14 protein-coding genes are annotated in these 14335 nt (G+C 46.9%); 3 read left to right on the forward strand and 11 right to left on the reverse strand.

Translation table 11 applies throughout. The annotated features are described in order from the left end of the window. Positions 1 to 13 precede the first annotated feature (13 nt). The 6 genes from dapF to ABFV83_RS10845 all read right to left on the reverse strand — a co-directional run bounded on the left by dapF (position 14) and on the right by ABFV83_RS10845 (position 5427). Positions 14 to 826, reverse strand: a complete 813-nt coding sequence (gene dapF / locus ABFV83_RS10820) for a diaminopimelate epimerase (RefSeq protein ID WP_349948910.1) — start codon at positions 824 to 826, stop codon at positions 14 to 16. A 15-nt stretch (positions 827 to 841) separates the two neighbouring features. Continuing rightward, a complete protein-coding gene (locus ABFV83_RS10825; protein ID WP_349943754.1) occupies positions 842 to 1390 on the reverse strand; it encodes an ANTAR domain-containing protein in 549 nt (182 codons plus the stop codon). A 35-nt stretch (positions 1391 to 1425) separates the two neighbouring features. Further along, positions 1426 to 2763: a type I glutamate--ammonia ligase gene (gene glnA / locus ABFV83_RS10830; protein ID WP_349943756.1), complete on the reverse strand. Its 1338-nt coding sequence runs from the start codon at positions 2761 to 2763 to the stop codon at positions 1426 to 1428. 153 nt (positions 2764 to 2916) lie between these two features. Then, positions 2917 to 4785, reverse strand: coding sequence for a heavy metal translocating P-type ATPase (locus ABFV83_RS10835; RefSeq protein ID WP_349943758.1), 1869 nt, complete (start codon positions 4783 to 4785; stop codon positions 2917 to 2919). Between the two features lie 16 nt (positions 4786 to 4801). Next, a complete protein-coding gene (locus tag ABFV83_RS10840; RefSeq protein WP_054738068.1) occupies positions 4802 to 5026 on the reverse strand; it encodes a cation transporter in 225 nt (74 codons plus the stop codon). Between the two features lie 41 nt (positions 5027 to 5067). Further along, positions 5068 to 5427, reverse strand: a complete 360-nt coding sequence (locus ABFV83_RS10845) for a metalloregulator ArsR/SmtB family transcription factor (RefSeq protein ID WP_349948911.1) — start codon at positions 5425 to 5427, stop codon at positions 5068 to 5070. 405 nt (positions 5428 to 5832) lie between these two features. Between ABFV83_RS10845 and ABFV83_RS10850 the strand changes: the two genes are divergently transcribed. The 3 genes from ABFV83_RS10850 to ABFV83_RS10860 are packed head-to-tail and all read left to right on the forward strand — an operon-like array spanning position 5833 to position 8248. After that, positions 5833 to 6633 (forward strand): ATP-binding cassette domain-containing protein, encoded by an 801-nt coding sequence (locus ABFV83_RS10850; RefSeq protein ID WP_349943760.1) that lies wholly within the window; start codon positions 5833 to 5835, stop codon positions 6631 to 6633. 12 nt (positions 6634 to 6645) lie between these two features. Continuing rightward, the gene (locus tag ABFV83_RS10855; RefSeq protein WP_349943761.1) at positions 6646 to 7449 is read left to right on the forward strand and encodes an ABC transporter permease; all 804 of its coding nucleotides are present in this window, start codon (positions 6646 to 6648) and stop codon (positions 7447 to 7449) included. A gap of 13 nt (positions 7450 to 7462) precedes the next feature. After that, positions 7463 to 8248, forward strand: a complete 786-nt coding sequence (locus ABFV83_RS10860) for an ABC-2 family transporter protein (RefSeq protein ID WP_349943762.1) — start codon at positions 7463 to 7465, stop codon at positions 8246 to 8248. A gap of 136 nt (positions 8249 to 8384) precedes the next feature. Here the strand turns inward: ABFV83_RS10860 and ABFV83_RS10865 are convergent, their stop codons facing one another. From ABFV83_RS10865 to ABFV83_RS10885, 5 genes are all read right to left on the reverse strand, one after another. Further along, positions 8385 to 9749: an MATE family efflux transporter gene (locus tag ABFV83_RS10865; protein ID WP_349943763.1), complete on the reverse strand. Its 1365-nt coding sequence runs from the start codon at positions 9747 to 9749 to the stop codon at positions 8385 to 8387. Positions 9750 to 9770: 21 nt separating this feature from the next. Continuing rightward, positions 9771 to 10721, reverse strand: coding sequence for a GH25 family lysozyme (locus ABFV83_RS10870; protein ID WP_349943764.1), 951 nt, complete (start codon positions 10719 to 10721; stop codon positions 9771 to 9773). 76 nt (positions 10722 to 10797) lie between these two features. Continuing rightward, on the reverse strand, positions 10798 to 11925 hold the full coding sequence (gene ytvI, locus ABFV83_RS10875; RefSeq protein ID WP_349943766.1) for a sporulation integral membrane protein YtvI: 1128 nt from the start codon (positions 11923 to 11925) through the stop codon (positions 10798 to 10800). Positions 11926 to 11983: 58 nt separating this feature from the next. Then, entirely contained in the window at positions 11984 to 13036 is a 1053-nt protein-coding gene (gene hisC, locus ABFV83_RS10880; protein ID WP_349943768.1) for a histidinol-phosphate transaminase, read from the reverse strand. After that, positions 13036 to 14241 carry a pyridoxal phosphate-dependent aminotransferase gene (locus ABFV83_RS10885; protein WP_349943770.1) on the reverse strand — a complete coding sequence of 402 codons (1206 nt, stop codon included), beginning with the start codon at positions 14239 to 14241 and terminating at the stop codon, positions 13036 to 13038. Before ABFV83_RS10885 ends, hisC begins: the two co-directional genes overlap by 1 nt. Positions 14242 to 14335: the final 94 nt, after the last annotated feature.

Raw genomic sequence — 14335 nt, forward strand, 5'->3', positions numbered from 1 at the left:
TCCTCCTGTTACCTTAAAGATTATTTATGTCAAATGTTCCCTCAAATACTTCTACTGCCGGCCCGGTCATGAACACATGGCCGCTTCCTTCCCGGTCCCAGTGGATGGTCAGATTGCCGCCCTTTAATTCCACCTCAACCGTTTGGGAGGTGCGGCCGCTTAAGGCTGAGGCAACCGCACTGGCGGTGGCTCCTGTCCCGCAGGCCCAGGTTTCCCCGCTGCCCCGCTCCCACACCCGCATGCGGATGTAATTCCGGTTCACCACCTGGATAAACTCCGAATTCGTCCGTTCCGGGAAACGCTCATGGTTTTCAAAGGCAGGCCCAATGGTCTCTAAATCCAGGCCGTCAATGTGGTCCATATAGTAAATGGCATGGGGATTTCCCATGGAAATGCCGATGAACTCATAGTCCTTTCCTTCAATGCAGATCGTCTCCGGCACCTGGCTGGTGATCTTTGGCACTCCCATGTCCACCGTGATCTGAACAGCCCGGCCATTCTCAGGCTTAACCTTTAAGTGCTTGATCCCTGCCCCTGTCTCCACATCGAATTCCGTCTTTTTCACCAGATGATGATCGTAAACATATTTTCCTACACAGCGGATGCCGTTGCCGCACATCTGGCTCTCCGTGCCGTCGGCGTTGAACATCCTCATGCGGCAGTCCGCTGTTTTGGACGGGCAGATAAGGATCAGCCCATCGGATCCAATGCCAAAATGACGGTCGCTGACCTTTTTCGCAAGCGCCTCCGGAGCTTCCACGGATTCCTCAAAACAGTTGATATATACGTAATCGTTACCGATTCCCTGCATCTTTGTAAATTTCATCATTCTCTCCCATAACTATCGATTGATCAGGCTCATGATCATCTGGGCGGTTTCCACCATATTGGTTCCGCTGTCCATGCTGCATTTCTGGATGTACCGGTAGGCATCCGTTTCAGACATATGGTTCCGTTCCATCAAAAGCTCCTTTGCCTCTCTGATCAATTCCTTCTCCTCGCTGTTCCGCTCTTTTGGCTGGCTTTTTAACTTCTTCCGCCTTTTGGCAAGGGATTCCACCATCATTTCCAGGGTGCTTACCAGGTCCTGTACCTTTAATGGATGGCCCAGGCAGACCACACCTTCAGGCGCTCTGCCGCTCCACTGGCTGGGGGACACCAAAAGAAGCATCTGCATGCCTTTTGGAAGACATTCGTAAAGCTCGTAAAATACCATATCTGCAAACCTGCAGCCGCATACAACGATTCCACTGCCCAGCTCGTCGGCGCTGTTTACCGCCTGGGCACCGGAGGTGCAGACCGCTGCTACCGTAAAGCCGTTCCTCACAAGAATATTTTTAATATTTTTTGCATCCTCTTCTCTGGAAAATGCCACTATCACATTGGTCAAACACTCTCACCTCCAGATAATCGTACCAGAAAACATTAATATTTATACAGGTATTCTTCCACTTCCCAATCTGTTACCTGGGCCCGGAACAGATGCCATTCGGTTTCCTTGGCTTCCAGGTATTTGGTAAAGATGTGTTCGCCCAGCACTTTTTTCATAAAATCGTCCTTACGGAAAGCTTCGATGGCTTCTCCCAGAGTCTCCGGCAGATGCTCAATTCCCTTTTCCACAATCTCCTCCGGCAGCATGGCGAAAATGTTCCTGTCAACGCTCTCCGGCGGAGTCATCTCTTTTTCTATTCCATCAAGACCGGCAGCCAGGCAGGCGGCTAAAGCCAGGTATGGGTTGACGGCAGGATCCGGGCAGCGAAGCTCGATCCTTGTTCCTGCCCCTCTGGAAGCAGGGATACGGATCAAAGGGCTTCTGTTTGCCTTGGCTGACCATGCAATATATACCGGGGCATCGTATCCGGGAACAAGGCGTTTATAGGAATTGACCAGTGGATTGGTGAGTATGGTCATCCCTTTCATATGATAAAGGATTCCGGCTATAAACTGGTAGGCAGTCCTGCTTAAGCCAAGCTCATCGGATGGGTCCTCAAACATATTGTTGCCCTTTAAATCAGACAGGGACATGTTGATGTGCATTCCGGAGCCATTGACGCCTGCCTTGGGCTTTGGCATAAAGGTAGCGTGAAGTCCGTGGCGCTTGGCAATGGACTTTACCGCCATTTTAAAGGTCATGATGTTATCCGCTGTCACCATGCCTTCTGCATACTGAAAATCGATTTCGTGCTGCCCCGGCGAAATTTCATGGTGGGAAGCCTCGATCATGAATCCCATTTCTTCCAGATTCAGCACCATATCCCGGCGGACGTTCTCAGCCAGGTCAATGGGTGCCACATCAAAATAGCTTGCCGTTTCATGGGTGTCCGTTGTGGGACGTCCCTCTTCATCCGTATGGAAAAGAAAGAATTCACATTCTGGTCCCGCATGGAATTCAAATCCCATATCTTTTGCTTTCTTTAACACCTTTTTGAGCACAAATCTGGGATCACCTTCAAAAGGCGTCCTGTCCGGACTATATACATCGCACATCAGGCGGGCAACCTTCCCCTGCTGGGGGCGCCACGGAAAAATCTCAAAAGTATCAAGATCCGGGTAAAGATACATATCGGATTCTTCTATTCTTACAAAGCCTTCAATGGAAGAACCGTCAAACATGCAGCGGTTATCAAGAGCCTTCCCAAGCATGCTTTTTGTAATGGCAACATTCTTAAGCATACCGAAAATATCAGTGAACTGAAGACGGATAAATTCCACATCCTCTTCTTCTACTATCCGGAATATATCTTCTTTGCTGTACTTGCTCATAATGCTATCTCCCTTCTTAAAAACCATAAAAACCCTGCTTTCCTGTAACAGGAAAAAGGGTAGGCGAATACAGTCTCACATCAATGGACCATCTTCGCACCACCCCGTCATATGTGTAAAATATAACAGCTTGAAAAAAATTTGTCAATATTTTTATTTATTACTTTGATATGCTAACGCCCGGATTGCATTTAAAATAGCAAGTACCGAGACGCCTACGTCTCCAAATACGGCTGCCCACATGGTGGCAATTCCTGCCGCCGACAACAGAAGAATGAGCACTTTCACTCCAATGGCAAAAATGATATTCTGCCTGACAATTCTTGCGGTTTTTCTTGCGATTGCAATGGCATCTATAATCTTTGACGGTTCATCTGTCATGATCACCACATCCGCGGCTTCTACCGCCGCATCGGAGCCGATTCCTCCCATGGCAATTCCCACATCTGCCCGGGCAAGGACCGGAGCGTCATTGATGCCGTCGCCCACAAAGGCCAGGTTAAGCCCTTCCTGTTTTCTTGATAACAGCTCTTCTACTTTTCCTACCTTATCACCGGGAAGCAATCCGCCGTGAACCTCGTCAAGACCCAGCTTTTCGCCAACCGCCTGACCTACCTCCGGCTTATCACCAGTCAGCATCACCAGCTTCTTTACTCCGGCTGCCTTTAATCCTTTTAAGGCCATGGGCACATCTTCACGAATGGTGTCGGAAATGGTAATGGAGCCAAGATAGCGCCCTCCATCCGCCACATAAAGGGACGTTCCTGTTACAGTGCCCTGATCAGTGATTGCTATTCCCTGCTGCTCCATAAGCCTTGCATTGCCGATATAAAGTTCATGCTCTCTGTCATCCTCTTTAATCTCTGCTCTGATGCCATATCCTGCAATTTCTTCCACACTTTCGATAAAACTCTCATCAATAGGCTTTCCATAGGCTTCCTTCACCGATAAGGCGATGGGATGGTTGGAATGAAACTCCCCATAAGCCGCCAGCCTTAAAAGCTCTTCCTTTGTTCCTTCTAAAGGATCTACATCTGTAACCTTAAATTTCCCTGTTGTAAGGGTTCCTGTCTTGTCAAAGACAACGGTTTCCAAAGAAGCCATGGCTTCCAGGTAATTGCTTCCCTTCATGAGAATCCCATGTCTGGAGGCAGCGCCCAGCCCTCCAAAAAAGCTTAGAGGCACGGATATCACCAGCGCACAAGGACAAGAGACAACCAGGAAGCTGCAGGCACGGTAAATCCAGGTTCCCCATTCACCGCCAAACACCAGGGGAGGAATCACTGCCAGGATAAGCGCCAGGCCTACCACCACCGGCGTATAGATTTTTGCGAACCTGGTAATGAAGTTTTCGGCCTTTGCCTTTCGAAAACTGGCATTTTCCACCAGCTCCAGAATCTTTGCAACCGTAGAGTCATCAAAGATCTTTGTTACTTCAACCTCTAAAACACCGTTTAAGTTGATGGAACCGCTGAATATTGCATCCGTTTCCTTCACTTCCACAGGCATGGATTCTCCGGTCAGGGCCTTGGTATCCAATCCTCCGTTCCCCTTTACGACGATGCCGTCAAGAGGCACCTTTTCTCCCGGCTTTATTACGATCCTGTCTCCAACAGACACTTCATAAGGGTCTACTTTCTCTTCTTTCCCATTCCGGAGCAGGTTTGCATATTCCGGATTAATATCCATAAGCTCGGTGATGGACTTTCTGGACTTGTTTACCGCGTAGTCATTAAAGAGTTCACCCACCTGGTAAAACAGCATAACTCCTACCGCTTCTTCCATAGCCCCGATGCCGATAGCACCGAAGGTTGCCACTGTCATGAGAAAGTTTTCATCGAAAATCTGGCCGTTTTTAATATTCCGGAGTGCTTTTAAGGGAATATCATATCCTGCTGCCAGATAGGAGATCAAAAAAAGCATCCAGTACCAGACTGTTTTTTCTTCCACAATCATTCCTGCCGCAAAAAACAAGGCGCTGGCCACAAGTCTTATTGCCATCTGTTTCTGTTTCTTCGTCATAGCCGCTCCTTTTCTCTTACCGCAATACCTTAAATTCTGCTTCCGGCTCGATTTTATTTGATATCTTTCTTGCCGCTTCCATAATTTCATCTGATCTGTTTTCTTCGACTTCCATGGTCATCCTCTGGGTCATAAAGCTTAAGGATGCGCTTTCCACACCATCTAATTTTTTTACCTCTTCTTCAATCTTGGCTGCACAGTTGGCACAGCATAAACCTTCCAGCTTAACAATCTTTTTCATAACCTATACTCTCCTTTTTCATTCTTTTATTATTATCTTAATCACTCATTGATATGCTCCATCCCCTGGGCCAGAATCGATTCAATATGGCCGTCGGCAAGGGAGTAAAATACGGTCTTTCCTTCTCTGCGGAACTTCACCAGACGCATCTGCTTCAATATCCGAAGCTGATGGGAAATGGCTGACTGCCCCATTTTCAGAAGGTTGGCAATATCACACACGCACATCTCCGACTGACTGAGTACGTAGAGGATTTTTATTCTGGTAGCATCACCAAACACTTTGAAAAAATCCGCCAGATCAAGAAGCTCCTGATCCTGGGGCATGGCTTTTAACACCTGATTTACCACGTTTTCATGAACGCAGATAAAATCGCATTGGTCGATTTCATAATCCTGAATGTTTTTTTTGCTATCCTGCTCCATTTGGTACCTCCTTAATCCTAATATTATTATATGAATAACTGTTCATATGTTTATATTATCACCTTTTCATAATTTGTCAAGCATTTTTTTCTGCGCACTTGACAGCCTTTATTGGCAATGGTAGACTAAAGGTCCTTTTCCAATCTAATTTCACATCTGATATTCAGGAAAAGAGAATATTGATACCACGGTAGAGTCCCCGGAAATGGATATTTTTAATTCCGGAGAGCAGCGTTTCCATTGGCTGACCCAATGGCGCTCACCGCTTGGCAAGATATTGGGATCCTCTGACTGGTCATGACAGGTTTCTTATTTAACATTAAGAACTGCCCGCTGCCGGAAAGGACGGATTCACAAATATTACTACCAGGAGGAACCTATATGATTCAAGTGGAACACATGAACAAGACCTTTAAGGTCGCAAGAAGAAGTGCCGGCTTTTCAGAAGCTGTGAAGGCCCTTTTTCACAGAGAGATGGAAATCATCCACGCTCTTTACGATATTTCCTTTACCATAGGAGACGGAGAAATGGTAGGCTATATCGGACCTAACGGAGCAGGTAAAAGCTCCACCATCAAAATTCTAAGCGGAATACTCACACCGGATAACGGCACCTGCCTGATCAATGGCCGTATCCCCTGGAAGGAACGCAAGAAGCATGTAAAGGACATTGGCGTTGTGTTCGGCCAGCGCAGCCAGCTTTGGTGGGATGTCCCCATCCTTGATTCCTTTGAACTGCTCCGCGACATCTACGAAATCCCCACAAACCAATACCAGGAAACCCTTGATGAGCTGACCGGGCTTTTATCCTTAGGCAAGCTTTTGCGCACTCCGGCCAGGCAGCTGTCATTGGGCCAGCGGATGCGCTGTGAGATCGCAGCCTCCCTTCTCCACAGACCTAAAATCCTGTTTCTGGATGAGCCCACCATTGGTCTGGATGCAGTATCCAAGCTTGCGGTCCGGGACTTCATCAGAAAGCAGAACCGGGAACACAAGACAACGGTCCTTCTTACAACCCATGATATGCAGGACATTGACGCTCTGGCAGACAGGGTCCTCTTAATTGGAAGAGGACGGCTGCTTTTGGACGGTACCCTTTCCGATTTAAAATCACACCGTCCCAATGAAGAAGCCACACTGGATGAGATCATTGCCGCCCTTTACCGGGATTACCGGATATAGGAGGAAGAAACCATGAAAAAATACTTATCTTTTTTCCGCATCCGTTTTATCCACGGGCTTCAATACCGGGCTGCCGCTCTTTCCGGCATGGTTACCCAGTTCGTATGGGGAATTATGGAGATTCTCTTATTCCGGGCCTTTTATGAGGCTGCACCGGAAAGCTTTCCCATGGAATTCCAGGCACTTTCCACCTACATATGGCTCCAACAGGCATTTCTGGCCCTTTACATGACCTGGTTCTGGGAACCTGAGCTGTTTCATTCCATTACCACCGGAAATGTGGCCTACGAACTATGCCGCCCTGTCCGCCTTTACCATATGTGGTTTACCAGGAGCCTGGCTGTCCGCCTTTCCAAGGCAGTCCTGCGGTGCATGCCCATCCTTTTGTTTGCCTGGCTGCTGCCGGCTCCTCATGGCCTCACACTTCCCGGAACCATCCATACATGGTTTTTCACCCTTTTGTCCATGACCCTGGGACTTCTTTTTGTAGTTGCCTTTGGCATGGTGGTATACATGTCCGTTTTTTACACCATTTCCTCCCAGGGAATCAAACTGATCGTCACCTCCCTTTCCGAGTTTTTAAGCGGTGCGGTCATCCCTCTTCCTTTCCTGCCGGACGGGATCAGGGAATTTGTGAACTTTTTGCCTTTTGCATCGGCCCAGAATGTTCCTTTCCGGATATTCGGCGGAGACTTGAAAGGATATAATATGTATGCAAGCCTTTTGGGACAGGTATTCTGGCTGGCAGTGTTCCTTGTTATGGGTCAGATCATGGAACGGGGTGCCTTAAAGCGCCTTGTGATCCAGGGCGGTTGAAAGGAGGGATACCATGAATTCAATCCGGTTATATGAAAAATATCTTCTCATACACTTAAAAAGCATGATGCAGCATAAGGCTTCTTTCCTTTTAACCACCATAGGGCAGTTTTTAATATCCTTTAATATATTTCTTGGAGTGCGCTTTATGATGGACCGTTTTAAAGAAGTAAAGGGCTTTTCCTACGGAGAGGTTCTGCTCTGTTTTTCCATTACGCTTATGGCCTATACGATTGCCGAGACCATCTTCCGAAGCCTGGACACCTTTGAAACCATCATCGGAAACGGAGAATTTGACCGTATCCTTCTCCGGCCGAGAGGCAGCCTGTTCCTGGTCCTATGCAGCAAAATAGAGCTGACCAGAATCGGCCGGCTTTTGCAGGCTGCCGTTATGCTTGCCTACGGCCTGAATTTCAGCTCCATCACCTGGAACCCTGTCAGGATTGTGACCGTTGTCCTCATGATCACAGGAGGGGTGGCGGTGTTCGCAGCCATTTATCTGATTTTTGCCTCCATATGCTTTTTTACCCTGGAGGGACTGGAATTTATGAATGTATTCACTGACGGAGCCAGAGAATATGGGAAATATCCCATCGGCATCTATGGGAAAACTCTTCTGACCATCTGTACTTACCTGGTTCCCTTTGCCCTGTTTCAGTATTACCCTTTTTTGTATCTTACGGGAAAGACTCCTGATCCCCGGTACAGCCTTCTTCCTCTGGCCGCCTGTCTCTTTTTGGTTCCTGCCGGACTTTTGTGGAATTTCGGACTGTCCCATTACCAGTCAACCGGTTCTTAATCCAAAATGAAAAGACCGCAGAGCAGGCGGAATCTTCTGATTCCGTTTGCTTCGCGGTCTTTCTTTATGGTTTAGTATCCGTCTTTTCCATGATGGCTGCAGCACGCTTCCAGGATCCATTGGTTCCTGCCATGTGTCAACAGTTTTCCGTCTCTTTTTTTCTAATGACCCGTTCAAATACCAGTAAAGTCACGGCCAGCGACACGGCTACGCTGATAAAATCCGAGACAGGTTCTATATAAAATATTTTTTCTATTCCAAACCAGACCGGAATAAGGGCAGCACCGCCTAAAAATATCACCTTACGGAACATGGAAAGGGAAATAGCGACTTTTGCGGCTCCCATTCCCACAAATCCGTCTACGACCGCATACTGCAGGGCCAGAGGTATGATGCCCATGGTATAAATCTTAATCGCCCATACCGTTAAGTTCACGTAAGCCTCATTCTTAGTAAAGATGAGTACAAAATACTCAGGAACCGTATGAGCCAGGATAAACATTATGGTGGTAAATCCAAGGGCCAGACCTGAAATGTGAAGGCTTGCCTTTTTAATCCGGTCGGGCCTTCCCGCTCCATAATTATACCCTAATATGGTCTGGGTCCCGCCGGTGATCCCTCCAAGAGGCATGGTAACCATCAGCATAAAGCTCTGTACAATGGTCATGCAGGTGAGAAGCATGTCTCCCTGGCCCTCTCCGCCGTAATGCTGGATCATCATGTTTAAGAATATGATTAAAATATTATCAAATGCAATGATGAGAAAAGGACTTAAGCCCAGCAGCAGAACCCGTTTCATGATCTGCCAGTCATAACCGCCAAAGGTGATCCGGATAGGGGGCTTATTTCCAAACAGGAACCGGAGCACATAGATGCAGGAAGCCATCTGAGAAAGAACCGTGGCGATTGCAGCTCCCCGTACCTCCAGGCCAAACACAAACATAAACACCGGGTCCAGAATGATATTGCATACGGCCCCTAAAAGAACCGACTTCATACCAGTCTTTGCAAAGCCCTGACAGATGATGAACTGGTTCATCCCTGTTGACAAAAGAGCAAAAATAGTGCCCAGCAGGCATATGCTAAGGTAATCATTGGCATAAGAAAAAGTCGCTTCGCTGGCTCCAAACCACATCAAAAGCCTTTCCTTTGCCATAAAGGCAGAAACGGTGATCACCACCGACAGAACCGTTAAAAGCAAAAAACAGTTTGCCAGGATCTGACTGGCCGCCCGCTGGTTTTTCTCCCCCATGCGGATGCTCATTAAAGGAGAGCCTCCTACGCCTACTAAAAAAGCAACAGAGGAGATCATGGTCACAATGGGGCCGCAGATTCCTACCCCTGCCAATGAAATCTCACCTGTTCCGGCGATATTCCCTATGTACATTCGGTCTACAATGCTGTAAAAAACACTTACAAACTGGGCCAGCATGGAGGGAATTGCCAGCCTCCACACCAGTCCTCTTATTTCATCTGTATCTAAATTATTTTCTGTCTTCACGTCAAAACTCCATTAATCAGGTCATTGTACCATGGCTCCGTCAGAGCCAAAGGTATAGGTAATTCCGTCTATATCCATGGTGGTATCATGAATCATGATGCCATTGGAATCAAGATAATACCAGATGCCTCCCACCTGGATCCAACCGGTCTGTTTTACATAATTTTTGGTATAATACCGGTTTCCGTCAATACTTTTCCAGCCTTCCGAAGGAATCAGGGCGTTGTAATCCGCAAAGGAGAACTCAATGGTCACATCTCCATCGATCCCTTCCACTCTTCCCTGGTCCGTGCACTGCCAGATGGTACGGTTCTTGTAGTTGTTTACAGTGCCATATCTGGCGTACCAGACATCATAGGGTATCTGTTTCATATCAATGTAATTGGTCAGCCATTTGTTGTTGGCATAAACCACCGGCCGGTATCCTGCATCCGAAATGGTCTTGCAGAATGCATTGATATTGTCCGTAATCTGCTGCTTTGATAAACGATTATCAAGAAGGTGCTGGGATTCCACATCATATGCAATGGGATAGGAAATCTGGTAATCCTTTACCATCCGAAGGACATATCTGGCTTCCTCTATTGCAGTGTGGGTATCAAGAGCCTGGGTGTAGAAAAATACACCGGTCTTAAGCCCGCCTTCCGCTGCGCCTTTCATATTTATGGAATAATAGGGATCCACGTCATTGAGATAACCGATCCGCACCATGGCAAAGGAAATTCCATCCTGTGCCACCTTCTTCCAATCGATCCCGCCGTTTGACTCATTCTGGCGGTTCTGATACTTTGATACGGTAATTCCCTTTTCCAGGGCGCCTTCAATCGGGATACCGGAGGCATCCACATATTGTCCGTTCTCCAGCTTCCATGCCTCCGAAGAAAATCCGTCCTTGGGTACTGCCGTTGCTTTTAAAGTCATAAGGCCGGCTGCAAGGCATAAGGCTATTCTCAGCTTTGTATTCTTTTTCATCGTTTCCTCTTTCCTGCTCATGCTTTCCAGGGATACAGGGATACCCCCATGATGTTTCCTACATCAATGATAAAATTTAATCCGGTCCCCTGCGGAACGCATTAATATCATGGATCAGTGTTTTCACGCTGCCAATAAAAGAATTAAAGGCCCCGAACTCATACAGATTTAAAAACAGCATGCCAATAGGTACTGCCAGAATCATCCCGGCAATCCCGCTTATCTTAAATCCCAGATATAAAAACAACAGCGTCATAAGAGGGTCAAGCCCCATGGTATCGCCTACGATCTTAGGCTGAATGACCTGCCTTAAGACCAGGGTCAAAACATAAATAACCAGCAGGCCCATACCAAAGGCATACTCACCTGCAACAAGTTGGATCAATGCCCATGGAATCAGAACGGTACCGGTTCCTAAAATCGGCAGAAAATCAAGGATGGCGATAATAACTGCAAGAAGCAGAGCATAATTCACTCCCAGTACCAGAAATCCTGCCGCTAATACGGAGGCAATGACAAACATGATCTTAAACTGGGCAAGAAAATAACCGCCCACAAGTCGCCTGGCATCTTTCTTCAGATACTGATAATATTTGGCCCCTCCAGCCGGTATATACCGGCGAAGCACTTCCATAATCCGATCCCGATCCACAATGAACAGATAGGAGGAAAAAATCGTCACAATGGTATAAACCAGTGCTGCCGGAATGCTCTTTACCACATTTCCCGCCACCGTCACCGTGGGAGAGGCGATTTTCTGAACCATCACATTTAAATATTCGCCCATATGGGTAAAAAACTGGTTCACAGAGTCCTGAATATTCTGGGGCAGGAACTGCAAAAGCCCCTCCACTTCCAAAAGCAGCTTCTGAATCTCGATCCAGGCAGATTCATAATACTTGGGAATATCTCTTGCAAATCCGGCCGTTTCGGAAATAAGCTTGGAGACCAGGAAATAAAGCACCGTTATAATAAGCGCAAGCACCGCAACCACGATCAGCACGGAGCTGTGCTTCCTTACGATCTTTAAACGTTTCTCTAAGAAACGCACCAACGGATTGGCAATTACCGCAATGACCCAGCCAATGACAAAGGGAAGGAAGAAATTTAAAAGCTTCGGTCCCCACACGCAAATTAAGTATATAAATAAAATCGGTATCACAATATTAAGAATCAGTCTGCAATATTTTCTAATTTGTTCCATATTTAATCACCCGCTTATATGATACTCCCCAAAAGCCTTCCTGACAAATGAATAAATTCTAAAGATATTCTTTCAAAAAACTGTACAGCGCCTCCATCTCTTCATCCGTTCCTACGGAAATACGCAGGTGATTGTCAAGCCGTGGCTGCTTAAAATACCGGACAAAAATATTATTTTCCCGGAGAGCCTTGTATATCTCCTCTGCCCTGCGTTCTCTATGAGTGGCAAATATAAAGTTTGCCATGGAATCCGGGAAAGAAAAACCCAGTTCCCCAAGTCTTTTCTTGGCCTGCTCTCTCGTGTTTATGATCTTTTCCAGGGTTTCCTTAAAATACGCTTCATCTTCAAGGGCTTTTGCACCCAGAACCAGGGAAGGAATATTCATGGTATAGGAATTATAGGAATACTTCACATCGTTTAATGCGCAGATCAGGTCCGGATGCCCGTAAGCACAGCCGATTCTCATTCCTGCCATGGAACGGGATTTACTGAAGGTCTGCACCACAAGAAGATTTTCATATTTTTCAGTCAGTCTTAATGCGCTTTCTCCGCCGAAATCAATATAGGCTTCATCTACAATTATCACTGATTCCTGGTTATGGGCTATGATATCCTCCACTTCAGAAAGAGGCATAAAAAGACCGGTAGGCGCATTGGGGTTTGGAAATATGATTCCCCCATTTTCCCTGTAATAATCTTCCTTCCGGATACAAAATTCCTCGTCAAGGTCAGGTGTTTCATATGGAATCCGGAATAAATCCGCCCAGACCTTATAAAAGGAATAGCTCACATCAGGAAACAGGATAGGCTTTTTGGAATTAAAAAAGGTCATAAAAGCGACTGCGAGTACATCATCAGAACCTACTCCTACGAAAATCCGGTCCTCTTCCACCTCGTAAGCTTTTGAAAGGGCTTTAATAAGAACTGTGGCTGCCGGATCCGGATATTTGCGAAACCAGGCGCAGTCCATCCCGGCCAAAGCCTGGCTGACGTCTTTCGACGGCGGATATGGATTTTCGTTGGTATTTAGCTTAATTAACTTTTCTCCCTTTGGCTGCTCTCCCGGCACATAGGGAGCAACCCTGCGGATGTTTGCTTCCCATGGTCTCATTATGCTTCCTCCCCTTTTTCCATCAGGCCATATGCTTCTGCGATTTTCTTAAACGCCGGCAGAGAACGTTCGATCTGCTCGTAGGACACACAATAAGCGATCCTTACATAGCCCGGACACGCAAAGGAAGTTCCAGGCACCAAAAGCACCCTGTGCTCTTTGCAGAACTGACAAAATTCTTTATCATCCACCGGTGTCTTTACAAATAAGTAAAAGGCTCCCTCCGGCTTGATGCAGTCAAATCCATATTCTTTTAAGCTGTTATAGAGAAGCTCCCGATTCCTGTTATAGGCTTCCAGATTCACCTGTTCATCCACGCAGCGGACGATTACCCGCTGCATAAGGGAAGGCGCGTTAACACAGCCCAGCACACGGTTAGCAACGGCTGCAGCAGCTATGACCTTTGGAGAATCCTCCACTTCGTCGGGAATTACCAGATATCCGATCCGTTCCCCAGGCAGGGACAAAGACTTACTGTAAGAATAGCAGACTATTGTATTATGAAAAAACGGTGTCACATAGGGAACCTCCACCCCATCATAGGCCAGCTCCCGGTAAGGCTCATCAGAAATCAACACGATCTGGGTGCCAAACTCTGTTTCCTTCTTCTTAAGGATGCCTGCGATCTGGCTGAGAGTCTCTGCAGAATAAACTACGCCTGTAGGATTATTGGGAGTGTTGATGATCACTGCCTTTGTCCTGGGGGTGATCCGCATCTCAAACTCCTTTAAATCAGGCTGAAAGCTGGACTTATCCGGAGATATCACTACAAGTACGCCGTCATAATTGCGGACATAGGAACCATATTCCATAAAATACGGTGCAAACACCACCACCTCATCGCCAGGATCCAATATGGTTTTTAATATCACGTTCATGCCGCTGGCCGCCCCAACGGTCATAAGAATATTTTCCAGACGAAAATGAGTCCCAAACCGCCTGTTTAAGGACTGGGCAACTGCAGCTCTTGTCTCCTCGAATCCTGCATTGCTCATATATCCATGGATTAAAGTGGTTTCCTCTTCCCTGATAATGTCAAGAATGGCCTGGTTTACCGCCGGCGGAGCCGGCACATTGGGATTTCCAAGGCTGAAATCATAGACATTCTCTCTGCCATACACGGCAGCCATCTTCTTTCCTTCTTCAAACATGGCACGGATGGCGGAATTGTTTTCTACAAGGGGTCTCATCTTGTCTGCTATCATAATCCTATTCCTTTCCCTGAAGTGATTTTATCTTCGCTCTCTTGCGCTCCTATATCATGAACCTACGGTTCATGATCAACATTCGCCGTTCGCG

This window comes from Lacrimispora sp. BS-2 (assembly GCF_040207125.1).
Classification (GTDB): Bacteria; Bacillota; Clostridia; order Lachnospirales; family Lachnospiraceae; genus Lacrimispora.